The following is a 25,111-nucleotide window of genomic DNA, read 5'->3' on the forward strand; positions in this document are numbered from 1 at the left end:
ACAAGCGTTTGAGGCGGCGATGGCGATCGAGGCGGTGATCTGGGATTTCGGCGGGGTGTTCACGACCTCGCCCTTCGAGGCGTTCCGGCGCTACGAGACCGAGCGGGGCCTGCCCAAGGACTTCATCCGCACGGTCAACGCCACCGACCCCGACACCAACGCTTGGGCGCGGTTCGAGCGTGCGGAGATCGACGCGGCCGCCTTCGATGGCCTGTTCCGGGACGAGGCGCTACGCCTGGGCCACGACGTGCGCGGGGCTGAGGTGCTGCCCTTGCTCTACGGCGACCTTCGGCCCCGGGTCATGGGTGCGCTGAAGGCTTGCAAGGCGCGGTTCAAGGTGGGCTGCATCACCAACAATGTCCCGACCGGCCATGGCCCAGGCATGGCGCAGAGCGCCGAGAAGGCGATGGCTGTCGGCGAGATCATGGCCTTGTTCGACGCGGTGATCGAAAGCTCCAAGGCGGGCGTTCGCAAACCCGATCCGCGCATCTACCAGATGATGTGCGACTTGCTCGGCGTCGCGCCGGAGGCTTGCGTCTATCTCGATGACCTTGGGATCAACTGCAAGCCGGCGGCGGCTCTTGGCATGACGGCGATCAAGGTGTCGGACGAGCGCCAACTGCTCGACGACCTTGCGAAGGCGACCGGATTGGCGTTCTGAGGGGGAAACCTCGGAGGAATCCCATGTCCCGTTCCAAGATCGGCGCCGCCGCCGCGATCGCCCAACTCGACGGCTGGGCCGTCGACCCGGACCACAAGGACGCCATCGCCAAGACGTTCAAGTTCGACGACTTCAACCAGGCCTTCGGGTTCATGACGCGGGTCGCGCTGATGGCCGACAAGCTCGATCATCACCCTGAGTGGTTCAACGTCTACAACCGCGTTGAGGTGCTGCTGACCACGCATGACGCCGACGGCGTCACCGATCTGGACCTTACGCTCGCGAAGTTCATGGACAGCGCCGCCTGAAAAATTCAAACTGCTGTTTGAATTATAATCGGGAGGACGCCGCATGGCGCAGAGCACGGGCCGGGTCGCCGGCAAGAAGGCCTTCATCACCGGCGGCGCCCAGGGCCTCGGCGCGGCCGCGGGTCGCATGCTGGCCAAGGAAGGCGCCAAGGTCGCCCTGGCCGACATCAACCTAGCGGGCGCCCAGGCCGTGGCCGACGAGATCAACGCCGCTCACGGCGCCGGCACGGCCTTCGCGTTCGAACTGGACGTGACCCAGGAAGATCAGTGGATCGAGGTGCTGGCGCAGGCCACGGAGGCGATGGGTGGTCTCTCGGTGCTGGTCAACAACGCCGGCATTGGCGGCGATGGTCCGATCGAGAGCCTGGACTTCGGCCTTTGGAAGAAGGTGATGTCGGTCAATGTCGACTCGGTGTTCCTGGGGGCCAAGCACGCCCTGACCCACATGCGCGCCCATCAGCCCGGCTCGATCATCAATCTGAGCTCGATCGCCGGCCTGATCGCCAACGGCAATTCGCCGGCCTACAACGCCTCCAAGGCGGCGGTCTGGCTGCTGAGCAAGAACATCGCGCTGTATTGCGCCAAGATGAAGCTCGACATCCGCTCGAACTCGATCCACCCGACGTTCATCGACACGCCGATCCTCGACGGCTTCTCGGCCCGGTTCGGCAAGGAAGAGGCCTTCGCCAAGCTGGCCCGTCAGGTGCCGCTGGGCCGCATCGGCGAGCCGAACGACATCGCCAACGCGGTGCTCTATCTGGCCAGCGACGAGAGCAAGTTCATGACCGGCGCCGAGATCAAGGTCGACGGCGGCATCTCGGCGATGTGAGGAAGAAATCCTCCCCCTCGCGGGGGAGGTGGTCGCGAAGCGACCGGAGGGGGAAGACCGCGTGAGTTTGCGACTTCCCTCTCCGCCGGCTCCGCCGACACCTCTCCCTTGGGGAGAGGATCTGTAGCGTCCTTACCGCGGCGCGCGCTTGGCCAGAATCCGTTGCAGGGTCCGGCGGTGCATGTTCAGGCGACGCGCCGTCTCCGAGACGTTGTGGCCGCACATCTCATAGACCCGTTGGATATGCTCCCAGCGAACGCGGTCGGCGCTCATCGGGTTTTCCGGAGGCGCGGGCGCGGCGTCCTTGGCCGCCAGGAGGGCGCGGGCCACGTCGTCGGCGTCGGCTGGCTTTGAGAGATAGTCGACCACCCCGGCCTTCACCGCCGCCACCGCGGTGGCGATATTGCCGTAGCCGGTCAGCATGATGACCTTGGCGTCGGCGCGGGCGTCGCGCACCGCTTCCACAACCTTCAGGCCCGAGCCGTCCTCAAGCCGCATGTCCAGCACCGCGTGGGCGGGGGCGTGGGTTCGGAGAAGGGTCAGGGCCTCGGCGACGGAGGCGGCCAGGGTCACCTCGAAGCCGCGTTGCTCCAGGGCGCGGCCAAGCCGGGTCCGCAACGGGGCGTCGTCGTCCAGCAGCAGAAGCGACTTGTCCGGCAGCGCCGCAACCAGTTCTCCGATATCCGCCATAAAATCAGCGCCTCCCCGCGCTAATACTTGAGCAGGCCTAATAACAAACCATACTTTCGCGTTTCCGCATCACAACTCAAGCCCCTGTATGTCCAGGCGCTTCGAGCGCCGGCCTGGGCCAGCGTGCGGAGACCACTGCGCCGCCCCGACGACCATTGCGGAAATCCACCGTGGCGCCGGTTCGCTCCAGCAAAGTCTTGGCGATGAAGAAGCCAAGGCCCATGCCGATATGACCGGTACGCGAGCCTTCCGCGCCTGGACGAGTCGTGACGTAGGGCTCGCCCAGTTTCGCCAACACTTCCGGCGAGAAGCCCGGCCCGTCGTCTCGCGCTTCGATGACGATATAGCGGGCGTCAAAGCGCGCGATGACGATCACTTCGCTGCGGGCGAAGTCCACGGCGTTCTCGACGATCGAGGTCATGGCGTGAATGATTTCGGGCCTGCGCCAGATATCGGGCGCGGTCTCGCCGGAGGGACCATTGACGACGGCCTCGACGCGGATGCCGTGCACGAGGTGCGGCTCGATCACGTCCTGGACCAGTTGCACCAGGCTCATGCGCTCGTGAACCGCGTCGGTCGCCTCGGGCATCTCCGTTAAGCGCTGCAGAATCTCGCGACAGCGCGCGGCCTGACCGATCATCAACTCCGCGTCTTCGCGCACCTCGTCGTTGGGCGCGTTTCGCGCCATCTCGCGCGCGACGACGGAGATCGTGGCCAGCGGCGTTCCCAGTTCATGTGCGGCGGCGGCGGCCAAGGCGCCCAGCGCCGAGAGGCGCTGCTCTCGCGCCAACACCGTCTCGGTGACGTTGAGCGCCAGCTCCATGCGCGCGGATTCGCTGGCCGCTTGCCAGGCGTAGAGACCGGTGAAGACGATCCCGAAGATCCTGGCCAGGACGATCGACCAAAGCAGGTTGCTCTTGGAGAGATCGGGCAAGGGCCTGCCGTCGACGGTGGGCAGCGGCAGATGGAAAATCGCCAGCAGGATCGACGACAGGATGGCCATGGCGCCCAGCGCCAGGGCGTAGCGGGCGGGCAGGGTGGCTGCGGCTAGGGTGACGGGGGCGATCAGAAGCAGTGAGAACGGGTTCTGCGCGCCGCCGGTCAGATAGAACAGCCCCGAGAGCTGCAAGATGTCGAAAGCGATCTGGGCGGTGGCCTCGCCATCACGCGCCAGTCTCTGGCCGCTGGAGGCCAGCCCCAACAGAACGTTCAGCCACGCCGAAAGCGCTATGAGGGTGAAGCACAGGGCCCATGGCACCTGCAGCTTGAGGACCAGGCCCGCGAAAGTGAGTACGGCCGTCTGGCCCACGACCCAGGCCCAGCGCTGAGCCAGCAAGGTGCGCACCCGGAGGCGGCCTCGGCGAAGCCCCGGCGCGGTCCATGACCAGGCGTCGTCTTGCGCCGGCTCGTCGGCCAGCTTATCGAGCCCCTTGTGACGTTGATCGTCGGGCGCTCTCGCAAACGAAGCGTCAGCCATGACCGCAGGATTGTCCAGAATTGCGCGCGTGGCGAGAGTAAAAGGATGAACCGCGCATGCCTCGCCATCGTCTTGTACTCATTCTGGCTTGTGTCGTGGGCCTGGCCGTCGCCGTCGGCCTCGCCTGGAACGTCGGCGTGTTCCGATCCCAGCCCGACGTGACGGTCGGCGGCCCGTTCGAGCTGGTCGACCAAAACGGCGCGCCGACCACCGAAAAGGCGCTAAAAGGCAAGTGGAGCGCGGTCTTTTTCGGCTTTACCTACTGTCCGGATGTTTGTCCGGGCACGCTTCAGGGCCTGGCGGTCGCGACCGACCAGCTAGGGCCCAAGGCCAAGGATCTGCAGATCGTCTTCATCTCGATCGACCCGGCCCGCGACACTGTGCAGCAGATGAAGGCCTATCTTTCGGCCCCCTATGTGCCGAAGGCCACGATCGGTCTGACCGGAACCCAGGCGCAGGTCGACGCCGCCGCCAAGGCCTATCGCGTCTACTACGCCAAGGTCGGGGATGGGCCCGGCTACACCATGGACCACTCGACGGCGATCTATCTGATGGACCCCAAGGGCCGCTTCAAGACCGTCATTCCGTACAACCTGCCGCCGGACGAGATCGCCCGGCGGATCAAGGACGCCGTCCGCGAGGGCTGATGACCCGCAAAAATTCGCGGGCGGCTGGACTTTGTTAGGCTTCAGCGTGTTATGTTGCGATGCAACATAGCGGATAAGCCATGCTCTACGCCCTGCACGAGGCGGCCTATTACGCCTCAACTCCGATGCGCCAGATGGCGCTGGCGGCCCGGGACTTCTGGGGATCGCCGCTGAATCCGGCCGCCGAGACCGCGCTGGGCCGGCGCATGCACGCCGGCGCGGACCTGTTCGCCAACGTCACCCGGCGCTACGGCAAGCCGAAGTGGAACATCGACAAGGTCAAGGTCGGCCAGGTCGACGTGCGGGTGCGGCCGACGGTGGTCTGGGAAAGCCCGTGGGCCCGCCTAGTCCAGTTCGATCGCGACATGGCTGACATGCGTCGCGCCGGAAAATTCTCGCTGGACCCGGCGGTGCTGATCGTCGCGCCGCTGTCGGGCCACTACGCCACCCTGCTGCGCGGCACGGTCGAGGCGTTCCTGCCCGATCACGCCGTCTTCGTTGTCGACTGGATCAACGCCCGCGAAGTCTCGGTCCTGGAGGGCCGTTTCGACTTCCACGACTATATCGACCACGTCATCCAGATGCTCGAGGTGCTGGGCCCGCGTCCGAACGTCGTGGCCGTCTGCCAGCCTGGCCCGCCCGTGTTGGCGGCCGCCGCCCTGATGGCCGAGCAGAACCATCCCTCGCGCCCGGCCAGCATGACCTTCATGGGCTCGCCGATCGACGCGCGCCTGTCGCCGACCGTCACCAACCAGCTGGCCGAGGAAAAGCCGTTCACCTGGTTCCAGTCGAACATGATCTACACGGTGCCGCCGCCCTATGCGGGCGCGGGGCGGCGCGTCTATCCGGGCTTTGTCCAGCTGGCCAGCTTCATGAGCATGAACGCCGAGCGCCACCAGGAGGCCCACCGCCGCTACTTCAACCACCTGGTCAGCGGCGACGGCGACAGCGCCGACAAGCACCTGGAGTTCTACGACGAGTACCTGTCGGTCCTGGACCTGACCGAGGAGTTCTATCTCCAGACCATCGATATCGTCTTCCAGCAGTACCTGCTGCCCAAGGGCGAGCTGGTCCATCGGGGGACACGTGTGAAGCCCGAGGCCATCACCGACATCGGCCTGATGACGGTCGAGGGCGAGAACGACGACATCTCGGGCATCGGCCAGACCCAGGCCGCGCACGGCCTGTGCTCGAATATCCCCGAAGACATGAAGCTGGACTATGTGCAGCCCAGCGTCGGTCACTACGGCGTGTTCAACGGCCGCCGGTTCCGCGAGGAGATCTATCCGCGCGTGCGCAAGTTCATTCGCAAGTGCGATCCGAACTTCGGCGAGGAAATCTGACGTAGGGTCTCCCTTGCGGCGAACGTGCGAGCACGCGATTTAGGGGCGATGTTCGCGCGGTCCGCCCAACGCTTCTCCGATGGTGATCGACTTGACGTCGGCGGCTGGTCGGTGCGCCTGAAGGTCGACGGTCGCGCGCGGCGGATTTCGTTGCGGGTCGATCGGGCCAAGTCCGAGATCGTCGCCCTGTCGCCCAGCCCGCGACGCCTGAACGAGGCGGTCGCCTTCGCCCAGGAGAAGGCCGGCTGGATCGCCAAGCAACTGGCGGCGCTACCTGAGCGGATGAGCCTGGCGCCGGGCGGCGTGCTGCGTCTCAACGACGTTCCCTACCGCCTGGAGGTTGGTCCCGGGCGCGCCAAGATTGATGGCGATCGCATCGTTGCGCCCGACGACGCCAACTGGGGCCTCAAGGTCATCCGGCTGGCCAAGCGCGAGGCGCTGACCGTGCTGAGCGAACGCACGGCGGTCCACGCCGCGGCTCTGGGACGTCCTACGCCATCCGTCGCGATCGCCGACCCGAAAGCACGGTGGGGTTCATGTCGTCCGGCGACATCCCGCACGCCGGCCGCGATCCGCTACAGCTGGCGCCTGATCCTGGCCCCGGCGGCGGTGGCCGACTATGTCGCCGCTCATGAATGCGCGCACCTGATCGAGGCCAACCACGGGCCAAGGTTCTGGGCGCTGTGCGAGCAGCTGGTCGGCGACCCGGCCCCGCACCGCGCCTGGCTCCGCGCTCACGCGGCCGAGCTCCACGCGATCGGCGCCTGAGTTAGTAGGGCAGCTGGTCCGCCGGCGGCGGCTCACCGGCTGGGGCCTCGGCGGCCGGGCCTTCCGGCGCCGGCGGCGTATTCATCAGATCGCCGATGGGATCGACCGGCGCCACCGGCGGCGGCTCGATGACGCCGCCGGGAATCGGCGTCGCCTTCAGGCGCGGGAGCGCGGCGGCCATGAAGACACGCCAGACCTCGGCCGGCGCGCCGCCGCCCGTGACGCGCTTCATCGGCGTGGCGTCGTCCTTGCCGGTCCATACCGCCGTCACGAAGCCGCCAGTGTAGCCGACGAACCAGGCGTCCTTGTAGTCGCTGGTCGTACCGGTCTTGCCCGCGATGTCATAGCCGGCGACGCGGGCGCGCGTCCCCGTCCCGGTGGAGACGACCTCGCGCATCATCTGGTTCATGTACTGCAGGCTGGGCGAGCCGATCACGGCTGCGCGCGCCTGCTTGTCGACGCTGTGGTCGTAGAGAACCTTGCCGCTGGCGGTGCGGATGCGCTCGATGCCGTAGCCCTTGGCCAGGAATCCGCCGTTGGCGAAGGGCGCATAGGCCTGAGCCATCTCCATCGGCGAGACCTCGACGGCGCCCAGGGCCATCGACGGGTCCAGCTGGATCTTGCTGGTGATCCCCAGGCGTCGGGCGACGGCGGCGACGTTGCTGGTGCCGACCTCGTTGGCGAGGCGCGCGGCGACCGTATTGATCGATTGGGCGACGGCCGTCTGCAGCGTGATCGAGCCCAGATACTTGTTGGTGTAGTTCCTCGGCTCCCAATTGCCGATCTTCACTGGTTCGTCGACGACCATCACATTGGGCGTGCGACCGGCTTCCATGGCGGTCAGGTAGACGAAAGGCTTGAAGGCCGAGCCGGCCTGGCGGCGGGCGGTGGTGGCGCGGTCGAACTGGCTTTCGGTGTAGTCGGCGCCGCCGACATAGGCGCGGATACGGCCCTCGCCGTCGATCGCCACCAAGGCCGCCTGCTGCACGCCCTGCTTGATGTGACCTTCGACGCCCAGCTTCACCGCGCGCTCGGCCGAGACCTGGATCGGCAGGTCCATCGTCGTCTCGACCACGAGATCCTCGGTGGGTTCGCCGACCAGCGAACGGACCTGGGCGTCAATATAGTCGGTGAAGTACTGGGCGCGCTGGTTGGCCAGCGTGGCCGACACCTGAACGGGGGTGCGGAACGCCTCGTCGCGCTCCTCGGCGGTGATCGCCTTGATGCGCACCATTTCGTCCAGAACGATGGTGGCGCGGCGGGCGGCGCGTTCCTTGGCCGACACCGGCGAATAGCGGGCGGGGCCCTTCATCATGCCGGCCAGCAGGGCCGCTTCGCCGATGGTCAGTTGGTTGGCGGGCTTGTTGAAGTAGCGCTGCGACGCGGCCTCAATGCCATAGGCGCCGGCGCCGAAATAGACCCGGTTCATGTAGAGGGCCAGGATCTGTTTCTTGGAGAACTTCAGTTCCAGCCAGATGGCCAGGATCAGCTCCTGCGCCTTGCGGCGATAGTTCTGGGCCGGGCTCAGGAACAGGTTGCGAGCCAGTTGCTGGGTGATGGTCGAGCCGCCGCGCTGGGGGCCGTCATGGGTCAGGTTCCAGGCCATCGACCGCACGATGCCCCAGGGATTGAAGCCGAAGTGATGATAGAACTGGCGGTCCTCGATGGCGATGAAGGCCGCCGGAACGTATTTCGGCAGGGCGTCCAGATCGACGGGCGGCGCATACTGGCTGCCGCGCACGGCCAGAAGGGCGCCCGAACGGTCCAGATAGTTGATCGAGGGCTGGCGTTTGACGTCATAGAGCTTGGACGTGTCGGGCAGGTCGCTGGCGAACACCGCGAAGAAGGCGACGACGAAGATCAGGCCCCAGACGCCAACGACCGAACCCCAATAGACCAGGGCCTGCAGCGGCGTCCGCTGCGGCTTCGCCGGCTTGTTCCCGCCGAAGGGTCCGTTCGCCATGATCGTATCGTTCCTACCGCGCAGACGTCTGGATCACGCCCCTTAAGGGCGCGACCGGTTTAGCCGAAGCCCACAAAACGCGCGACAAGATTGACGAGACATGAACGCGGCGGTTTTCGGGCGCCCCGCGACGGTGGTCTAGCGACGGCGGCGCTGGGTTTACCTCATGCGCCTGCCAGAAACCCTCGGCTTGCGCCCGGTGGGTATGAGGCGTAACGGAACCGCGCCCCGCGAGGTCTGCGGGTGTCAATCTTCAGGAGAGCGCGATGGGTTACCGGGTCGCCGTGGTCGGCGCCACGGGCAATGTGGGCCGCGAGATGTTCAACATCCTCGAGGAAGTGAAATTCCCCGTGGACAAGATGCACGCCATCGCCAGCCGCAAATCCATCGGCGTCGAAGTCTCGTTCGGCAACGAGATCCTCAAGTGCCAGGACCTGGAGCAGTTCGACTTCTCCAAGGTTGACCTCGTCCTGATGAGCGCCGGCGGGTCGATCTCCAAGGCCTGGGGCGAGAAGATCGGCGCCGCAGGTCCGATCGTGATCGACAACTCCAGCCATTTCCGGATGGACCCGGACGTGCCGCTGGTGGTGCCGGAGGTGAACCCCGAGGCCGTCAACAGCCTGCCGAAGAACATCATCGCCAACCCCAACTGCTCGACGGCCCAGCTGGTCGTGGCGCTGAAGCCGCTGCACGACGAGGCCAAGATCAAGCGCGTGGTCGTCTCGACCTACCAGTCGGTGTCCGGCGCGGGCAAGGAAGGCATGGACGAGCTGTGGGACCAGACCAAGGGCGTCTACGTCTTGGGCGCGCCGCCGCCCAAGAAGTTCACCAAGCAGATCGCCTTCAACGTCATCCCCCACATCGACGTCTTCATGGACGACGGCTTCACCAAGGAAGAGTGGAAGATGGTCGTCGAGACCCAGAAGATCCTGGATCCAAACATCCAGCTGGTCGCCACCTGCGTGCGCGTGCCGGTCATGGTGGGCCACTCCGAGGCGGTGAACGTCGAGTTCGAGAGCCCGCTGGACGAGGACGAGGCCCGCGAGATCCTGCGCGAGGCCGACGGTATCGTCGTGGTCGATAAGCGCGAAGACGGCGGCTACATCACGCCCAAGGAATCCCAGGGCGAGTTCCCGGTCTATATCTCGCGCATCCGCAAGGACCCGACCGTCGAGAACGGCCTCGTCTTCTGGTGCGTGTCGGACAACCTGCGTAAGGGCGCGGCGCTCAATGCGGTGCAGATCGCCCAGCTGCTGCACGACAAGGGCCTGCTGAAGCGCAAGGTCCTGGCCTAGGATTAGAGACCCGATCTCCCCGGCGAACGCCGGGGCCCAGATGGAAGAGCGCTGAAACGCCGCTAAGGATTCAGCGCTCTTCCCAGGCGCCTCGCCGCTCCGAGGCCTGGACCCCGGCATTCGCGGGGAAGGTCGGTGGTTCGGTCCGGATTTCCTGGCCGCAAACTCAGAGTTTCCCAATCCTCCGCAAGATGCGGGCGGACGGCGGGCTTCCTATTTGCGAGAAGCGCCCGAGAGGTTTGGTTCGATGTCCCCCAGTTCACCGACAGAAGGCCGCTCGGCCTACGCCGCCGGCGTCGGGTGTTACCTGCTGTGGGGCTTCCTGCCGCTCTACTTCCACCTGCTGGCCAAGCTGGGCGTCTCCTCGTGGGAGATGATCGCTCACCGGTCGCTGTGGTCGGTGCTGTGGGCGCTGGGTCTTGTGCTGATCGCCAGGCAGGTCGGGCAGGTCGCCGAAGTGCTGCGCCAGCCCAAGACGCTGGGCGTGCTGGCCCTGTCGACCCTGGCGATCTTCAGCAACTGGACGATCTACGTCTTCGCGGTGAACGCGGGCCACGTGATCGAGGCGAGCCTGGGCTATTACATCAATCCGCTGATGAACATGGCGGCCGGGGCGCTGCTGTTCCACGAGCGGATGTCCACTGAGGGCAAGGTGGCGATCGGCTTCGCCGGCGTCGGCGTCGTCATCCAGACCGTGGCGCTTGGCCATCTGCCGATCGTCTCGCTGGGTCTTGCGCTCAGTTTCTGCGTCTACGCCATCCTGCGCAAGCAGGTGAAGGCCGACGCCCAGACCGGCCTCTTCATCGAGTGCGCCTATCTGGCGCTGCCGGGCCTGGCCTATGTGTGGTTCCTGCAATCGAGCGGCCAAGGCCATTTCGGCGCGGGCGCCGGCGTGACGGCGCTGCTGGCGCTGGCCGGCCCGGCGACGGTGGTTCCTCTGGCCCTGTTCGCCTGGTCGGCGCGCCGACTGCCGCTCAGCGCGGTGGGCTTCCTGCAGTTCATCGCGCCCACGATCCAGTTCCTGCTGGGCGTGGCGTTCGGCGAGCCGTTCACCCCGCTGCGGGCGCTGTCGTTCGTGTTCATCTGGCTGGGCGTCGCCACGTTCGCCTATGGGGCCTGGCGCAAGTCCCGAGCCCTCGCGCCGGCCTAAAGGCTGGCGTACGCCGCCTCGATCAGGCGCACCGCGCGCGGATCACCGATCAGGGCGTTACCCTGCCGGTTCATCACATAGGCGCCCGACACGCCGCGCGTCGGGTCGGCGAAGGCGCACGAGCCGCCCCAACCGGAGTGACCGAACGCCTCGGCGGTCGGGCCGTAGTAGAAGTTCGGCTCATTGCGCATGAAGCCCGCGCCCCAGCTGATCTCGTAGGGCAGGACGAGGTCGCGGCCGCGGAGGCGCTCGGCGGTGGCGGCCTTGATGCCGGCGGGGGTGATCAGCGAGCGGCCGTCCAGCGTTCCGCCATTGGCCAGGGCGCCCATCAGCCGCGCCAGGGCCGGGGCGGTCGCGTGGCCGTTGGCCGAGGGGATCTCGACGCGCCGCCATTCGGCCGCGCCGCGACCGCCGGGCGAGGACCACGGCTTGAAGAAGGCGGCCTCGACGGCCGGGTTGATCTCGCCGAACTGGGGCATCGCCGTCGGGCGCATCAGATCGGCGACACGGTCGTGTTCGCTATCCGGCAGGCCGATCCAGAGGTCGAGATCCAGCGGCTCGCAGATGTCCTGGCGCAGGGCCGTTCCCATGGTGCGGCCGTCCACGCGGCGGAAGATCTCGCCGGCCAGATAGCCATAGGTCACCGGGTGGTAGCCGCTGGCCGAGCCGATCGGAAACAGCGGCGCCATGGCCGCCAGCTTGGCGCAGGTGGCGTCCCAGTCGAACCAGATGGCCGGATCGGTCTCGTCGGGAAAGCCTGACAGGCCGGCTTGGTGCGACAGCGCCTGCTCGACGGTCACCCCGCCCTTGCCGGCTTGCGCGAACTCGGGCCAGACGTCGGCGACGGGTTGGTCGTAGGCGAGCCGCCCCTCGTCGACCAGACGGGCGATCAGCAGGGCCGCGACGGCCTTGGTGGTCGAGAACAGGGCGGTCAGGGTGTCGGGGCCGAACGGGACCTCGCGCTTGCGGTCGGCGAAACCGCCCATCAGGTCGACGACCACCTCGCCTTCGATGGCGAACGAAAAGCGCGCGCCCAGTTCTCCCCCGTCGGCGAAATTGGCCTCGAAGGTCTCGCGGACGCGGGCGAAGCGGTCTGGGCAGAGGCCCTGAATGTCTACGGTCATGTCTTGATCTACAGCAGGCCAAACACGCTTGTCATCCCGACCAAGCGCCAAGCGCGCCGAGCCGGGACCGCCGCAAGCTCGGAGCCCGTCGCGGTCCCGGGTCTACGCTGCGCTTCGCCCGGGATGACAGGCTCTAATTCATAGACTTAGAGCGCGTTCGAGCGGTTTAACCGCTCACACTTAAACCTAACGCGCTCTAGGCCAGCCGTTCGATGCGGACGGTCGGCGAGGTCTGCTTGATGCGCGCGCCCATGGCCACGATCGGCAGTTCGGGCGCGTTCCAGATGTTGGCGGCGGTCACGGTTTCGGCCACGCCGCCGACGGCGCGCGCCAGGCCGTACGAGAAGGTCTGGCCCTCCAGGATCGAGGCGGCGTAAAGGGCGGTCAGCAAGTCGCCGGTGCCGTTGGGCGAGCGGTCGGACTTGGCGTGGGCGGCCAGCCAGGCCTCTTTCTTGTCGGCCAGCACCGCGCCGATCTCGGCGCCCCGGTGGACCGAGGACACCAGCGTGGTCTTGCCCAGCAGGCGGGCGGCGCGCATGGCTGACTGCGGATCGCGGGCGTCCGTGCCGGTCAGCTTCTGCAGCTCCCAGGAGTTGCAGGCCACGACGTCGGCGCGGGGGATCAGGTCGGCGATGATCTCGTCGGCGGTCTCGGGCGCGATGTAGAGGCCCTTGCCGGCGTCGCCCATGGTGGGATCGACGATGACGGTCGGGCGACGCATGGCCGCGCCGTTCGGGCGCGGCGCTTCGCGCACCGCATCGATCACCCGCGCGGCGGCGCGGACTTGGGCGGCGGTGGCGAAATAGCCGGTGATCACCAGGTCCACGAGACCGAACAGGCCGTTGGCCTCGACCCCGTCCAGCATGCCCTCGAACACCTCGATCGGCACGGGCGCGCCGCCGGGAATGCCCCAGCCAGGGTGACGGCCGAACAGCACGGTCGGCACCACCATCGAGTCGATCTTGAACTGCGCCAGGGCGGTGGCCTGGGCCGTCGCGCCGACCTGACTGCCGGCGACATGGCTGGAAATGATCAAGGCTAGCGGCATGGCAAAGCGATTAGCCGAGCAATGGGCCCTTGAATAGGGCGTCGTCGCTCATGGTGAAAAAAGAAAAGGCCCGCCAAGCGGCGAGCCTTCCCCATCGTAAATCAGACTTCGTCCGACCTTAGTACCGGTAGTGATCCGGCTTGAACGGACCGGCTTCCGGAACGCCGATGTAATCGGCCTGGTCCTTGCGCAGCGTGGTCAGCTTCGCGCCCAGCTTTTCCAGGTGCAGGAAGGCGACCTTCTCGTCCAGGTGCTTGGGCAGGGTGTAGACCTGGTTCTCGTACTTGGCCCTGTTGGTCCACAGTTCGATCTGGGCCAGGGTCTGGTTGGTGAAGCTGGCCGACATCACGAAGCTGGGGTGGCCGGTGGCGTTGCCCAGGTTCACCAGGCGGCCTTCCGACAGCACGATCAGCTTCTTGCCGTCCGGGAATTCCACGTGGTGGACCTGCGGCTTGATCTCGTCCCACTTGAAGTTGCGCAGGCCGGCGATCTGAATTTCGGAGTCGAAGTGGCCGATGTTGCAGACGATGGCGTTGTTTTTCATCTTCCGCATGTCGTCGACGGTGATGACGTCCTTATTGCCCGTCGCGGTGACGAAGATGTCAGCCTTGTCGGCGACGTCGTTCAGGGTCTGAACCTCGTAGCCTTCCATCGCCGCCTGCAGGGCGCAGATCGGGTCGACTTCGGTGACGATCACGCGGGCGCCGCCTTGGCGCAGCGAGGCGGCCGAGCCCTTGCCCACGTCGCCATAGCCGCAGACCACGGCGACCTTGCCCGACAGCATGACGTCGGTGCCGCGACGGATCGCGTCGACCAGGCTTTCACGGCAGCCATACAGGTTGTCGAACTTCGACTTGGTGACGCTGTCGTTGACGTTGATGGCCGGGAACGGCAGCTCGCCCTTCTGGGCCATCTGGTACAGGCGGTGCACGCCCGTGGTGGTTTCTTCCGACACGCCGGTGATCGCAGCGCGGATCGCCGAGTAGAAGCCCGGCTTTTCGGCCAGGTACTTCTTCATCACCGCATAGAGGGCTTCTTCTTCCTCGTTCTGCGGGTTGTTCAGGATCGAGGGGTCCTTCTCGGCCTTGGGGCCCAGCACGCAGAGCAGGGTGGCGTCGCCGCCGTCGTCCAGGATCAGGTTCGGATAGCCGCCGTCGTGCCACTCGAAGATCTTGTGGGCGTATTCCCAGTACTCGACCAGGTTCTCACCCTTGAAGGCGAAGACCGGGATGTTAGCGGCGGCGATGGCGGCCGCGGCGTGGTCCTGGGTCGAGAAGATGTTGCACGAGGCCCAGCGGACCTCGGCGCCGAGCGCCGTCAGGGTCTCGATCAGCACGGCGGTCTGGATGGTCATGTGCAGGCTGCCGGCGATGCGGGCGCCCTTGAGGATCTGCTGGGGACCGTACTCGGCGCGCGTGGCCATCAGGCCCGGCATTTCGGTCTCGGCGATAGCGATTTCCTTGCGGCCGAAATCGGCGAGCGAGATGTCCTTGACGATATAGTCGGCCACGGTCGGCTCCTGCGGTCGGGTGGGGATCTTGCCGACCTTATACGCGCGAGAGCCCTTCCGAGCAATTAACGCATAAAGATATCTTTATGTCAGGGCGTGGGGTTCCGCGTTTGCGTCCTTCTCGCTCCCGAGAAGGAGCCTTCCTTACATCTCACGGCGAGACGATCGCAGGGCTGGGCAGGTCACTCAAGGACGACGCTGCGCGTCGCCGCCGCGCGGCCGCCCGCAGGGCGGTCCTTGACTGACCTGCCCAGCCCTGCACGCTGCAGCCTCCAAGAGATTTAAGGATCGCACCCGACCGGCGGGGGGCGGGGCGATAATCTGTGTAGATTGAAAAATAAGCTAGAATATCGTCTTCAATACTTTGTCGGTGCCGTTGACTAGATCAGATACTTGATCTTGTGTCGGCTCTTGTTTTTTGTTGTGATCGCATATATTTCTTATGTCTCCAAGCATGGATATAAATCTCCATTGAGGGACATCGATTGCGCCGTTAGATTTCAGGGCCTCGTTTGGATCGCCGATGCCGGGATTCTTTTTCGCAAGTTTCAGGTTTCGATTTTCGCAGACCTGTGCGAGGTGCTTTTCGAGAACTACTCCCGCCACTGCGCCAGCTGCCCGCAGAAACTTGTTTTTCAAAAGCTCGCGGGCTGAGCCGATTTCGCTATCGAACAGATCAGCTTGCACTAATTGGCGAATGTCGAACAGCGCCGACTCGAACCGCCGCTCAGCTGCCTTCAGGATTGCAGCTTGTTGTTGGAAGTGAGGAACCGCAGCTTTGCTATCTACGATTACCGTATCGTACGGAGGACGTGTGATGCGGAGCCCTTTCAATGCATCCTGAATTCTATAAGTCGCATATGTTATGTCTTTTCTGTTTCTGGGTACTTCAAAATGATCTTTAAAGTCCTGAACTTGGTCGGGCAAAATCTGTTTTAATAGGGCAATGCATTCCGAATACCAAGCTTCGTACGAAACATTGAAGTTTGGCAGATTTTCGAGGATGCTCTTATCTTCGGTCTTGAGGGCCTTTAAAACCTCTTCGGGTCCATGAAGTTTTACAAGAAGCGAGAGTTCAAGAAGGCTGGAATGATCAACTAAGGATCTAAGGTCCGACTTGAAGCGATCTAAGTTACTTAGGCTTGCCATAGCGTGTGTCCTTAGTCCTCGACGGCAATTTATCGTTTTTTGTGCTTAGTGGAAGCTTCAGTACATATCGCCTGAAATCACCCCTGCTGCCCGAGCCGCTCCCACCCGTCAAAGAACGGGAACCGCTCCGCCCATAACGCCGTCAACCTCGGGTCGGCGTCCACCCGCCGCACCGCCTCCGCCATTCTCGGCGCCGCCTCATAGAACCGCACGCGCCTGGGCCCCCAGCGGCTGACGACCGCGACATAGAGATCCAGCATCCCCAGCTCATCGCCCAGCAGGTAGCGGCCGCCGTGCCGGTCCATCAGCGGCGCGAGCTGGCTCTCCATCATCGCCCAGCAGTCGGCGATGCGGTCGGCCGTCGCCGCCTTGATCCGCGCCTGCACCTCCGGGTCGGGCCCGCCCAGGCGCGACGGATCGTCCCGCACCCAGAACAGCGAATAGATCGACGCCGGGATGAAGGTCATCCAGCGCAGGAACTGGCCGCGCATCGGGTGGTCGATCGCGGGACCCAGCTTCGCCTGCGGGAAGCGGTCGGCCAGCCAGATCAGGATGGCGGCGCTTTCGGTCAGGGTTTCGCCCTCGGGGGTGACCAGGGCGGGGATCTGCTTCAGCGGATTGACCGCCGCGACCTTGGCCTGTTCGACCTCGCCCTCCCAGGTCGGGGCCTCGATGATCTCATAGGGCAGGCCGATCAGGGTCATGGCCGCCTCGATGGGCACGCCGCCCGATCCGAGGGCGCTAAAAATCGTAAACGGCTTTTTCACGATTCATCCCCTATCTTGTGGCTGAGGCCCATTGTCACACCAGATGTGGTGGGGCACTCTTTGAGGTGCGTCGGGCTAACGCCTGCCGTAACCTCTTCTAACCTGTCCGCTCGATTCTGCCCGAGGCTCTGTCATGTCCGCTCCGTCATCGCTGATCCTGCCTGGCCTTATGACCCCGTCGGGCGGCTACAAGCCGTTCCGCTATCCGTGGGCCTATGACTTCTGGAAGAAGCAGCAGCAGGTCCACTGGATGCCCGAAGAGGTGCCGCTGGGCGAGGACCTCAAGGACTGGGCCGTCAAGCTGAACGACAAGGAACGGAACCTGCTGACGCAGATCTTCCGCTTCTTCACGCAGTCCGACGTCGAGGTGCAGGACAACTACATGGAGCGCTACGGTCGGGTCTTTAAGCCCACCGAAGTGAAGATGATGCTGGCCTCGTTCGCGAACATGGAGACGATCCATATCGCGGCCTACGCCCTGCTGCTCGAAACCATCGGCATGCCCGAGACCGAGTTCTCGGCGTTCATGGAATACGAGGCCATGAAGGCCAAGCACGACTACATGCAGACCTTCGGCGTCGATTCGAACGCCGACATCTGCCGCACCCTGGCCATGTTCGGCGGCTTCACCGAAGGCCTGCAGCTATTCGCCTCGTTCGCGATGCTGATGAACTTCCCGCGCTTCAACAAGATGAAGGGCATGGGCCAGATCGTCTCGTGGTCGATCCGCGACGAGAGCCTGCACTGCGACGGCATCATCAAGCTCTACCACGCCTTCAACAAGGAAACCGGCGCGGTGACCAAGGCCGTGGCTGACGACATCGTCGACTGCTGCAAGACCGTGGTCGGCATGGAAGACAACTTCATCGACCTGGCCTTCGAGGCCGGCGACATTCAGGGCATGACCCCGGACGACATCAAGGCCTATATCCGCTTCGTCGCCGACTGGCGCCTGCGCCAACTGCACCTGCCCGAGGTCTACGGCGTGAGGGAAAATCCGCTGCCCTGGCTGCAGTCGCTGCTGTCGGGCGTGGAGCACGCCAACTTCTTCGAAGCCCGCGCCACCGAATACTCCAAGGCCGCGACCAAGGGCCAATGGCACGGTTCGGACGGCGTGTGGACCAGCTTCGACGAAATGATGAAGAAGCGCGCCCCCGAGGCGATCCCGGCGGAGTGATGTGAGGTCTCTTCTCCCCTTGTGGGAGAAGAGCCCGCCCCGGACTTGATCCGGGGTGTCATCCGAAGGATGACGGATGAGGGGTTTCCCGGCGCCGCCCGTGCGACCCCTCACCCGACCCGGCTTTGGCCGGGCCACCCTCTCCCGCAAGGGGAGAGGGTTTTGTTTTGAGCGGAGCCTCCCATGACTAGCATCGCCGTGATCGGCCCCGGCGCCGTCGGTGGAACGCTCGCCGCCTGGCTGGCCCAGAGGCCCGACCATGCGGTGACGGTCTGCGTCCGCACGCCGTTCGAGAGCCTGGCGGTCGAGACGCCGGAAGGGCCGATCAGCGCGGCGCCGCGTGTGGCGACCTCGCCGGAGAGCCTCGCGCCCGTCGACTGGGTGTTGGTGACGACCAAGACCTACGACACCGACGCGACCTTGGTTTGGCTGGACGCCCTGGTCGGTCCGCAGACCCGCGTGGCCATCCTGCGCAACGGCGTTGAACACACCGCGCCCTTCGCGGGCCGGATCGCCGCCGAACGGCTGGTCCCGGCGGTGGTCGATATCCCGGCCGAGCGCTCGGCGCCGGGGCGGATGCTGCAGCGGCGCAACGGCTGGATCAAGGTTCCGGCGGGCGCGGCCGGCGAGGCCTTCGCAAGCCTCTTCGCCCACACGCCGATCGCGCTGGAGGTCGTCGAGGACTTCACGACCGAGGCCTGGAAGAAGCTGGCCCTCAACTGCGCCGGAGCGGTCAACGCGCTGGTGCTCAAGCCTGCCGGGATCGCCCAGGACGAGGGCGCGGCGCAGGTCATGCGGTCGCTGGTGCGCGAGTGCGTGGCCGTGGGCCTTGCCGAGGGCGCGGATCTTTCGGACGACCTGGCCGACCAGGTCATCGCCGGCTATCGCGCCGCCGACCCGGGCTCGATCAATTCCCTGCACGCCGACCGCGCGGCGGGGCGGCCTATGGAACTGGACGCGCGAAACGGTGTCATCGTTCGGCGGGGCGCCGCGCACGGGATCGCGACGCCCGCCAACGCCATGGTGGTGGCGCTGCTGAACGCGGCGGCGCTATAGAGCGCGCGCCGCCGAGGCCTTACGGCCGATACTTCTTCGGCAGCGCCTGAACTTCTTCCGGCGTCAGCTTGGTGATCGCCTTGGCGCGGATCGGAATGCCCATGCCAAAGTCGTCCGAGACCCGCAGGTCCAGGTCCAGCGGGTGGCAGACGCTGTCGGGGCCGCGAACGACCGACACAAGATGCGTGCCCGGCCAGGTCAACTGGTTGGAGCCGTAAGCCAGATCGACGCGATACACGTCGCGGCCGCGCACCTTCATGTACAGCGTGTTCTTGTCCGGCGCGGACCAGCCGCGCCAGTCTGACAGATAGAAGCACTGGCGCGCCGGCTTGGCGGCCTTCGAAGGCCCGGCGGGCGCCTGGGCCAGGGCGGCGGAAGCCGAGAAGCCCGCGATGGCGAGCGCGATCAGCGCGGCCCGCGCCAGGGGAGTTGTCCTGCTCATGACGTCGTCCTCATAGTCCCTCGCCTGTCGAGATTGGGCCTCGTGCGGATGTTGTCAAGTTTTTACTGTACATTTGAAACTGGACACGAAAAAGCCCGCCCCGCCGAGGCGGAGCGGGCGATCTCAAGGAACGCTCAGGTGAGCGAGGTCAGGCCTTGGCGGCTTCGCCCTCGGGCGGCAGGTCGTCCAGCTCACCCTCCCATTTGGCCACGACGGCGGCGGCGACGCTGTTGCCCACGACGTTGGTGGCGCTGCGGCCCATGTCCAGCAGGTGGTCGACGCCCAGCACCAGCGCGATCCACGCCTCGGGCAGGCCGAAGTAGGTGAGGGTGGCCATGATCACCACCAGCGAGGCGCGCGGCACGCCGGCGATGCCCTTGGAGGTCACCATCAAGAGCAGCAGCATGAAGATTTGCTGCTGGACCGTCAGTTCGACGCCGTGCGCCTGGACGATGAACATCGTCGCGAAGGTGCAGTACAGCATCGAGCCGTCGAGGTTGAACGAGTAGCCCAGCGGCAGCACGAACGACACGATCCGGCGACGCACGCCCACCTTGGGCAGGCTGTCGAGGATACGCGGATAGGCGGCTTCCGAGCTGGCGGTCGAGAAGGCCAGCAGCACCGGGTCGCGGATGACGCCGAACAGCGGGACGACCCGCTTGCCCAGCACCATCAGGCCGGCGACGAACAGCAGGGCCCAGAGGACGCCCATGGTAAGATAGAAGCCCAGCACGAACTTGCCGTAGGTGGCCAGCATGCCCAGGCCCTGGGTGGCGATGGTCGACGCCAGGGCCGCGAAGATGGCCAGCGGGGCCAGCTTCATCACAAAGCCGGTGACCTTCAGCATGATCTGGGCGGCCTGCTCGACCAGCTCCAGAATCTGCGGGGCCTTGTCGTCCAGCGCCGCCACGGCGGTGCCGACGAACAGCGAGAACACCACGATCTGCAGGATCTCGTTCTTGGCCATGGCGTCGAAGATCGAGGTCGGCACCAGGTGGGTGATGAAGCCCTTCAGGGTGAAGGCTTCGGTCGTCGCCGTCGTCTTCATCGACACATCGACATGGGCCATGTTCAGGCCCGCGCCCGGATCCAGCAGGTGGACCATCAGCAGGCCCAGCAGCAGCGACACCGCCGAGGCGCCGATGAACCAGGTCATGGTCTTGGCGCCGATGCGGCCGACGGCGGCGGCGTCTTCCATATGGGCGACGCCCGCGACCAGGGTCGTAAAGACCAGCGGCGCGATGATCATCTTGATCAGGCGCAGGAAGATGTCGGTGATGATCGACAGGTTGCCGGCGGCGGCCTTGGCGCCGACCGGGTCGAGGAACTGGTTACAGGCCCAGCCGACCAGCACCCCGAGGATCATCGAGGCGATGATCAGATAGGCGAAGCGTTTATTCATGGATCCCCCTGGCGCCTCACTCGGGCGTCGACGGCTTGTTCTGGTTGTCGGAAGGAACGACGCGCGAGAACGCCCGCGCCGCCATAGGCTCCTTCCTTGAGCATTTCAGCCCTTGTGGCCGACGCGAGCGGGTTCGTCCATGCCCTTGCGTTCACCACGCGCCTTGAATGCGCGCCAAGCTCCGCAAACAGGCGCGCGTTGCGACCCGGCGGGGCGCCGTCGAAGCCGGACCATGTTAAGTAATAAAATTCTTATTTGCGTCGTCCGGCCGTCTCGCCAAGGTCGCAAAACGTCGCTATAAGGCGTCATGTCAAACCAAGAAAAAGCAATCGCCGTCGTCGAACGGCTCAATGACGAATACGAACGCGCCGTCGGCGCTCTGCGCGACGCGCTCCGCGCCTATCTCGAAGATGGAACCCGCCCGGATCCGGCCGCCCGCTTCGACGGGACGTTCGCCTATCCCGAGCTGCGGCTGACCTACGACCCCGAAGCGCTGCCGCCCAAGCTGGCCCGCTCGTACGCTCGCGTCAGCCGTCCGGGGATCTACGCCACCACGGTCACCCGGCCCGCGCAGTTCCGCGACTATCTGGTCGAGCAGCTGACGCTCTTGATGGATGATTTCGACGTCGAGATCGAGATCGACCGCTCGCGTCAGGAAATCCCTTATCCTTATGTGCTGGACGCCACGATCGACCTGAACCAGGCCGATGTGCGCAGCGAGGACATCGCCCGTTTCTTCCCGACCACGGACCTGGCCTTCATCGGCGATGAGATCGCCGACGGCCTGTGGAACTCGGTGCTGGAGGATAATCATCCGCTGTCGCTGTTCGACGGTCTGCGCACCGACTTCTCGCTGGCGCGGCTGAAGCACTACACCGGCGCGCCGTCCGAGGACGTGCAGCAGTTCATCCTGTTCACGAACTACAACCGCTATGTCGACGAGTTCGTGCGCTGGGGCATCGAGCAGCTGAAGCTGCCGGACAGCCCCTACACCGCGCTGTCGTGCGCGGGCGGCCTGACCATCACCGCCAATACGGTCAATCCGGAGTTGGCGGTGGCGGAGTCGACCTGGCGCAAGCACCAGATGCCGGCCTATCACCTGATGGCGCCGGGCGGTTCGGGCGTGACCCTGGTCAATATCGGCGTCGGTCCGTCCAACGCCAAGACGATCTGCGACCACCTGGCGGTGCTGCGTCCGCAAGCCTGGCTCATGATCGGTCACTGCGGCGGCCTGCGCGACACCCAGACCATCGGCGACTACGTCCTGGCCCACGCCTATCTGCGCGACGACCACGTGCTGGACGCCGTCCTGCCGCCGGAGATCCCGGTGCCGTCGATCGCCGAGGTGCAGCGCGCCCTCTACGACGCGGCCAAGGCGATCAGCGGCGACAGCGGCGATCAGCTGAAGAAGCGCCTGCGCACGGGCACCGTCGTCACCACCGACGACCGCAACTGGGAGCTTCGCCACAGCCTCTCGGCCCTGCGCTTCAACCAGAGCCGCGCGGTGGCGATCGACATGGAGTCGGCGACGATCTCCGCCCAGGGCTACCGCTTCCGGGTGCCGTACGGGACGCTGCTGTGCGTGTCGGACAAGCCGCTGCACGGCGAGATCAAGCTGCCGGGCCAGGCCAACGCCTTCTACGAGCGGGCGATCAGCCAACACCTCCAGATCGGCATCCTGGCCTGCAAGCTGCTGCACGCCGAAGGCCCGAACCTGCACTCACGCAAGCTCCGCGCCTTCGACGAGCCGCCGTTCAGGTGAGGCGAGACGACTAAATCCTCCCCCTAGCGGGGGAGGTGGTCGCGAAGCGACCGGAGGGGGAAGTTGGCCTGATCCGGCCTCTCCCCTCTCCGTCGCCTTCGCCGACACCTCTCCCACGGGGAGAGGATTTAGATCCGCTCGATGATGATCGCCGGCGCCATGCCGCCGGCGGCGCACATGGTCACCAGGCCGCGCTTGAGGTCGCGGCGTTCAAGTTCGTCCAGGATGGTGCCGATCAGGATCGAGCCCGTCGCGCCGATCGGGTGGCCCAGCGCCATGGCCCCGCCGTTCACATTGACCTTGTCGCGGTCCAGTTTCAGGTCGCGGATGAACTTCTCGGCCACGACCGCGAAGGCTTCGTTGATCTCCCACAGGTCGATGTCGTCGACGGTCAGGCCGGCCTTGGCGAGCGCCTTGCGCGCGGCCGGAACCGGCGCGTTCAGCATCAGGGTCGGGCTGTCGCCGACATTGGCCATGGCGATGACCTTTGCGCGGGGCTTGAGGCCATTGCGCTGGGCGTAGGCGGGCGAGGCCAGCAGCACCGCCGCCGCGCCGTCCACCACGCCCGACGAATTGCCGGCGTGATGCATGTGCTGGATCTTCAGGTCCGGATAGACCTGCCGGATCAGACCGGCATAGGTGTTTCCCGCCTCGTCGACCGGAATCTCGGCCAGGGCCGCGAACGAGGCCTTGAGGCTGGCCAGTCCTTCGGCCGTCGTCTGCGGACGCGGGAATTCCTCGTGGTCCAGGGCGACCGAGCCGTCGTCGCGCAGCACCGGGATCAGGCTCTTGGCGAAATGCCCGCCCTGGATGGCGAGATCGGCGCGGCGCTGGCTTTCCAGGGCCAGGGCGTCGACATCGGCGCGGGTGATGCCTTCCAGCGTGGCGATGGCGTCGGCGCAGACCCCCTGATGCGACTGCGGATGACGGGCGCGCAGGCGCAGGTTGCCGCTGTCCAGCATCGGCGGCGACGTCACGTTCGCGGTGGCCGAGGTGTAGGACATCATCTCGGTCCCGCCGGCGATGATCAGGTCCTCCATGCCCGACATGATCGAGGCCGCCGCCAGGTTCACGGTGGTGATGCCTGAGCCGCAGAAGCGGTCCAGGGTCACGCCGCTGGCGCGGACGTCATAGCCGGCGTCCAGCGCGGCCATCCGGCCAAGGTCCCCCGCCTGCGACCCGCGCTGGCTGGACGTGCCCCAGATGATGTCGTCGACTTCAGCGGTTTTGAGGCCGTTACGCTCGGCCAGGGCCTTCAGGACCGTGGCGGCCAGGTGCTGCGGGTGAAAGTCGGCCAGGGCTCCCTTGCCGACCTTGCCGATACCGCGCGGCGTGCGGCAGGCGTCGATGATGTAGGCTTCGGCCATTGGGTGTTCCTCCTCTGTTGCGAGGAGTGAACCGGGGGCGCCGCTGGGGCAGTCCAGAGGGTTTTTATCAGCGGGCGAGCGCTGCGAAATCCTCCCCCCAGCGGGGGAGGATTGTCGTCTAACCCTTCCCCATCAAGGGGAAGGGAGAGAACTGGGTGGCTCAAGTCCAAGCCGTCCTCTACGCCTCTTCCGCCCAGGCCTTGATCAGCTGGTGGGCGATGGCCAGCGGCGGCGGGGCGAACAGGCCCTCAAGCTCGCCCTTGATCAGCTGCAGGGCTTCCTCGCGGCTGAACCAGCGGACTTCCTCGAGCTCGGTCTGGTCGGGCGCGGCGTCGGCGGTCTCGACGTCGGCCATCAGACCCATCATCAGCGAGCTGGGCCACGGCCAGGGCTGGCTGGAGTGATAGCGGACCGCCGTCGCCTTTAGGCCGGCCTCTTCCTGCAGCTCGCGGGCGCAGGCTTCTTCGATGGTCTCGCCAGGCTCGATGAAGCCGGCCAGGGCCGAGAACATGCCCTGGGGCCACATCGCCTGGCGACCCAGCAGGCACTTGCCGCCGTGGATCGCCAGCATGATCGCCACAGGATCGGTGCGCGGGAAGTGCTCGGCCTCGCAGGACGGACAGACGCGCTTCCAGCCGCCGTCCGACACCTCGGTCTTCTGACCGCAGGCGCTGCACCAGCGATGGCGGCGGCGCCATTCGAACATCGACTTGGCGGTCGCCAGGATCCCCGCGTCGGCGGGCGGCATGGAGGCGGCCGCGCCGCGCAGCTCCTCGAAGCGGCCCAGGCCCTGCAGGGGGCCTTCGGCCGGATCGGCCGCGCCCTCGATGTCGACCGCGAAGACCGCGATGTCCTTCCACAGGCCCATATAGAGCAGCTTCTCGCTGCCGCCCGCCAGGTCCTGGGCCATGTCGGCGCGCAGATAGGCGATCTGCACGCCCGTCGGCTTGCCGTCTTCGCCGAGGATGTCCTCGACCAGCGGCTTGCCGTTCCACAGCGCGACGGCCAGCGACTCGGGATCGGCCAGCTTTTCGGCGAGGAAGGCCTCGTCGCCGCGGCGCTCGCTGTCGCGGTCCAGGGGGTTGCCGGCGAAGGTGTTGGTGATGATCGAAAGAGGCATGAGCCACTCTGTAGCGTGAGCGGAATGACTCGTCAGCCTTGCATCCTGCGCGATGA

Annotated in this window: 24 protein-coding genes; 12 read left to right on the plus strand and 12 right to left on the minus strand. The window is 65.8% G+C overall.

What is annotated here, in order from left to right; genetic code table 11:
- Positions 1-19 precede the first annotated feature (19 nt).
- Genes CA606_RS01240 through CA606_RS01250 form a run of 3 tightly spaced genes read left to right on the plus strand, consistent with a single transcriptional unit; the run spans position 20 to position 1,798 of the window.
- The gene (locus CA606_RS01240; protein ID WP_096052765.1) at positions 20-661 is read left to right on the plus strand and encodes an HAD-IA family hydrolase; all 642 of its coding nucleotides are present in this window, start codon (positions 20-22) and stop codon (positions 659-661) included.
- 23 nt (positions 662-684) lie between these two features.
- On the plus strand, positions 685-969 hold the full coding sequence (locus CA606_RS01245) for a 4a-hydroxytetrahydrobiopterin dehydratase (protein WP_096052764.1): 285 nt from the start codon (positions 685-687) through the stop codon (positions 967-969).
- A gap of 43 nt (positions 970-1,012) precedes the next feature.
- On the plus strand, positions 1,013-1,798 hold the full coding sequence (locus CA606_RS01250; protein WP_096052763.1) for an SDR family oxidoreductase: 786 nt from the start codon (positions 1,013-1,015) through the stop codon (positions 1,796-1,798).
- A 132-nt stretch (positions 1,799-1,930) separates the two neighbouring features.
- Here the strand turns inward: CA606_RS01250 and spdR are convergent, their stop codons facing one another.
- Positions 1,931-2,488: a stationary phase response regulator transcription factor SpdR gene (gene spdR / locus CA606_RS01255; protein WP_096052762.1), complete on the minus strand. Its 558-nt coding sequence runs from the start codon at positions 2,486-2,488 to the stop codon at positions 1,931-1,933.
- 76 nt (positions 2,489-2,564) lie between these two features.
- The gene (locus CA606_RS01260; RefSeq protein WP_096052761.1) at positions 2,565-3,965 is read right to left on the minus strand and encodes an ActS/PrrB/RegB family redox-sensitive histidine kinase; all 1,401 of its coding nucleotides are present in this window, start codon (positions 3,963-3,965) and stop codon (positions 2,565-2,567) included.
- A 56-nt stretch (positions 3,966-4,021) separates the two neighbouring features.
- On the opposite strand from CA606_RS01260, the gene CA606_RS01265 reads away from it, so the two are divergent.
- From CA606_RS01265 to CA606_RS01275, 3 genes are all read left to right on the plus strand, one after another.
- Complete coding sequence (locus CA606_RS01265) at positions 4,022-4,612, plus strand: SCO family protein (RefSeq protein ID WP_096052760.1); 591 nt, start codon at positions 4,022-4,024, stop codon at positions 4,610-4,612.
- Positions 4,613-4,692: 80 nt separating this feature from the next.
- Positions 4,693-5,955 (plus strand): polyhydroxyalkanoate depolymerase, encoded by a 1,263-nt coding sequence (locus CA606_RS01270; RefSeq protein ID WP_096052759.1) that lies wholly within the window; start codon positions 4,693-4,695, stop codon positions 5,953-5,955.
- A gap of 48 nt (positions 5,956-6,003) precedes the next feature.
- Positions 6,004-6,723: a M48 family metallopeptidase gene (locus CA606_RS01275; protein WP_096052758.1), complete on the plus strand. Its 720-nt coding sequence runs from the start codon at positions 6,004-6,006 to the stop codon at positions 6,721-6,723.
- Position 6,724: 1 nt separating this feature from the next.
- Here CA606_RS01275 and CA606_RS01280 read toward each other — a convergent pair whose 3' ends face one another.
- Positions 6,725-8,686, minus strand: a complete 1,962-nt coding sequence (locus tag CA606_RS01280; protein ID WP_096052757.1) for a penicillin-binding protein 1A — start codon at positions 8,684-8,686, stop codon at positions 6,725-6,727.
- A gap of 266 nt (positions 8,687-8,952) precedes the next feature.
- On the opposite strand from CA606_RS01280, the gene CA606_RS01285 reads away from it, so the two are divergent.
- Both CA606_RS01285 and rarD read left to right on the plus strand, forming a co-directional pair.
- Complete coding sequence (locus CA606_RS01285) at positions 8,953-9,981, plus strand: aspartate-semialdehyde dehydrogenase (protein WP_096052756.1); 1,029 nt, start codon at positions 8,953-8,955, stop codon at positions 9,979-9,981.
- 247 nt (positions 9,982-10,228) lie between these two features.
- Positions 10,229-11,131, plus strand: a complete 903-nt coding sequence (rarD, locus tag CA606_RS01290) for an EamA family transporter RarD (protein ID WP_096052755.1) — start codon at positions 10,229-10,231, stop codon at positions 11,129-11,131.
- Here rarD and CA606_RS01295 read toward each other — a convergent pair.
- The 3 genes from CA606_RS01295 to ahcY form a co-directional block, all read right to left on the minus strand.
- Positions 11,128-12,255 carry a serine hydrolase domain-containing protein gene (locus CA606_RS01295; protein ID WP_096052754.1) on the minus strand — a complete coding sequence of 376 codons (1,128 nt, stop codon included), beginning with the start codon at positions 12,253-12,255 and terminating at the stop codon, positions 11,128-11,130. The genes rarD and CA606_RS01295 overlap by 4 nt on opposite strands.
- A gap of 196 nt (positions 12,256-12,451) precedes the next feature.
- On the minus strand, positions 12,452-13,303 hold the full coding sequence (locus CA606_RS01300; RefSeq protein WP_096052753.1) for a pyridoxal kinase: 852 nt from the start codon (positions 13,301-13,303) through the stop codon (positions 12,452-12,454).
- Between the two features lie 118 nt (positions 13,304-13,421).
- On the minus strand, positions 13,422-14,813 hold the full coding sequence (gene ahcY, locus CA606_RS01305) for an adenosylhomocysteinase (RefSeq protein ID WP_096052752.1): 1,392 nt from the start codon (positions 14,811-14,813) through the stop codon (positions 13,422-13,424).
- Between the two features lie 148 nt (positions 14,814-14,961).
- On the opposite strand from ahcY, the gene CA606_RS01310 reads away from it, so the two are divergent.
- Positions 14,962-15,054, plus strand: a complete 93-nt coding sequence (locus CA606_RS01310; RefSeq protein WP_181242876.1) for a hypothetical protein — start codon at positions 14,962-14,964, stop codon at positions 15,052-15,054.
- 101 nt (positions 15,055-15,155) lie between these two features.
- On the opposite strand, the gene CA606_RS01315 is transcribed toward CA606_RS01310, so the two are convergent.
- Both CA606_RS01315 and CA606_RS01320 read right to left on the minus strand, forming a co-directional pair.
- Entirely contained in the window at positions 15,156-15,962 is an 807-nt protein-coding gene (locus CA606_RS01315; protein WP_096052751.1) for a hypothetical protein, read from the minus strand.
- A gap of 77 nt (positions 15,963-16,039) precedes the next feature.
- Positions 16,040-16,729 carry a glutathione S-transferase family protein gene (locus CA606_RS01320; RefSeq protein WP_181242730.1) on the minus strand — a complete coding sequence of 230 codons (690 nt, stop codon included), beginning with the start codon at positions 16,727-16,729 and terminating at the stop codon, positions 16,040-16,042.
- A 133-nt stretch (positions 16,730-16,862) separates the two neighbouring features.
- Here CA606_RS01320 and CA606_RS01325 point away from each other — a divergent pair, with 133 nt between their 5' ends.
- Both CA606_RS01325 and CA606_RS01330 read left to right on the plus strand, forming a co-directional pair.
- Entirely contained in the window at positions 16,863-17,906 is a 1,044-nt protein-coding gene (locus tag CA606_RS01325; protein WP_096052750.1) for a ribonucleotide-diphosphate reductase subunit beta, read from the plus strand.
- A 183-nt stretch (positions 17,907-18,089) separates the two neighbouring features.
- Entirely contained in the window at positions 18,090-18,962 is an 873-nt protein-coding gene (locus CA606_RS01330) for a 2-dehydropantoate 2-reductase (protein WP_096052749.1), read from the plus strand.
- Between the two features lie 19 nt (positions 18,963-18,981).
- Here CA606_RS01330 and CA606_RS01335 read toward each other — a convergent pair whose 3' ends face one another.
- A complete protein-coding gene (locus CA606_RS01335; RefSeq protein WP_096052748.1) occupies positions 18,982-19,404 on the minus strand; it encodes a DUF6491 family protein in 423 nt (140 codons plus the stop codon).
- A gap of 148 nt (positions 19,405-19,552) precedes the next feature.
- On the minus strand, positions 19,553-20,806 hold the full coding sequence (locus CA606_RS01340; protein WP_096052747.1) for a dicarboxylate/amino acid:cation symporter: 1,254 nt from the start codon (positions 20,804-20,806) through the stop codon (positions 19,553-19,555).
- A gap of 307 nt (positions 20,807-21,113) precedes the next feature.
- Between CA606_RS01340 and CA606_RS01345 the strand changes: the two genes are divergently transcribed.
- A complete protein-coding gene (locus CA606_RS01345; protein WP_096052746.1) occupies positions 21,114-22,568 on the plus strand; it encodes an AMP nucleosidase in 1,455 nt (484 codons plus the stop codon).
- 128 nt (positions 22,569-22,696) lie between these two features.
- On the opposite strand, the gene CA606_RS01350 is transcribed toward CA606_RS01345, so the two are convergent.
- Positions 22,697-23,935, minus strand: a complete 1,239-nt coding sequence (locus CA606_RS01350; RefSeq protein WP_096052745.1) for an acetyl-CoA C-acetyltransferase — start codon at positions 23,933-23,935, stop codon at positions 22,697-22,699.
- A 178-nt stretch (positions 23,936-24,113) separates the two neighbouring features.
- Positions 24,114-25,055 carry an NAD(+) diphosphatase gene (gene nudC / locus CA606_RS01355; protein WP_096052744.1) on the minus strand — a complete coding sequence of 314 codons (942 nt, stop codon included), beginning with the start codon at positions 25,053-25,055 and terminating at the stop codon, positions 24,114-24,116.
- Positions 25,056-25,111: the final 56 nt, after the last annotated feature.

It is taken from the genome of Caulobacter vibrioides (assembly GCF_002310375.3).
Classification (GTDB): domain Bacteria; phylum Pseudomonadota; class Alphaproteobacteria; order Caulobacterales; family Caulobacteraceae; genus Caulobacter; species Caulobacter vibrioides_D.

Excerpts from the sequence above, each read along its gene's own strand:
- CA606_RS01240 (WP_096052765.1), top strand. The coding sequence starts at position 20 with ATGGCGATCGAGGCGGTGATCTGGGATTTCGGCGGGGTGTTCACGACC.
- CA606_RS01245 (WP_096052764.1), top strand. The coding sequence starts at position 685 with ATGTCCCGTTCCAAGATCGGCGCCGCCGCCGCGATCGCCCAACTCGAC.
- CA606_RS01250 (WP_096052763.1), top strand. The coding sequence starts at position 1,013 with ATGGCGCAGAGCACGGGCCGGGTCGCCGGCAAGAAGGCCTTCATCACC.
- spdR (WP_096052762.1), bottom strand. The coding sequence starts at position 2,488 with ATGGCGGATATCGGAGAACTGGTTGCGGCGCTGCCGGACAAGTCGCTT.
- CA606_RS01260 (WP_096052761.1), bottom strand. The coding sequence starts at position 3,965 with ATGGCTGACGCTTCGTTTGCGAGAGCGCCCGACGATCAACGTCACAAG.
- CA606_RS01265 (WP_096052760.1), top strand. The coding sequence starts at position 4,022 with ATGCCTCGCCATCGTCTTGTACTCATTCTGGCTTGTGTCGTGGGCCTG.
- CA606_RS01270 (WP_096052759.1), top strand. The coding sequence starts at position 4,693 with ATGCTCTACGCCCTGCACGAGGCGGCCTATTACGCCTCAACTCCGATG.
- CA606_RS01275 (WP_096052758.1), top strand. The coding sequence starts at position 6,004 with ATGTTCGCGCGGTCCGCCCAACGCTTCTCCGATGGTGATCGACTTGAC.
- CA606_RS01280 (WP_096052757.1), bottom strand. The coding sequence starts at position 8,686 with ATGGCGAACGGACCCTTCGGCGGGAACAAGCCGGCGAAGCCGCAGCGG.
- CA606_RS01285 (WP_096052756.1), top strand. The coding sequence starts at position 8,953 with ATGGGTTACCGGGTCGCCGTGGTCGGCGCCACGGGCAATGTGGGCCGC.
- rarD (WP_096052755.1), top strand. The coding sequence starts at position 10,229 with ATGTCCCCCAGTTCACCGACAGAAGGCCGCTCGGCCTACGCCGCCGGC.
- CA606_RS01295 (WP_096052754.1), bottom strand. The coding sequence starts at position 12,255 with ATGACCGTAGACATTCAGGGCCTCTGCCCAGACCGCTTCGCCCGCGTC.
- CA606_RS01300 (WP_096052753.1), bottom strand. The coding sequence starts at position 13,303 with ATGCCGCTAGCCTTGATCATTTCCAGCCATGTCGCCGGCAGTCAGGTC.
- CA606_RS01315 (WP_096052751.1), bottom strand. The coding sequence starts at position 15,962 with ATGGCAAGCCTAAGTAACTTAGATCGCTTCAAGTCGGACCTTAGATCC.
- CA606_RS01325 (WP_096052750.1), top strand. The coding sequence starts at position 16,863 with ATGTCCGCTCCGTCATCGCTGATCCTGCCTGGCCTTATGACCCCGTCG.
- CA606_RS01330 (WP_096052749.1), top strand. The coding sequence starts at position 18,090 with ATGACTAGCATCGCCGTGATCGGCCCCGGCGCCGTCGGTGGAACGCTC.
- CA606_RS01335 (WP_096052748.1), bottom strand. The coding sequence starts at position 19,404 with ATGAGCAGGACAACTCCCCTGGCGCGGGCCGCGCTGATCGCGCTCGCC.
- CA606_RS01340 (WP_096052747.1), bottom strand. The coding sequence starts at position 20,806 with ATGAATAAACGCTTCGCCTATCTGATCATCGCCTCGATGATCCTCGGG.
- CA606_RS01345 (WP_096052746.1), top strand. The coding sequence starts at position 21,114 with ATGTCAAACCAAGAAAAAGCAATCGCCGTCGTCGAACGGCTCAATGAC.
- CA606_RS01350 (WP_096052745.1), bottom strand. The coding sequence starts at position 23,935 with ATGGCCGAAGCCTACATCATCGACGCCTGCCGCACGCCGCGCGGTATC.
- nudC (WP_096052744.1), bottom strand. The coding sequence starts at position 25,055 with ATGCCTCTTTCGATCATCACCAACACCTTCGCCGGCAACCCCCTGGAC.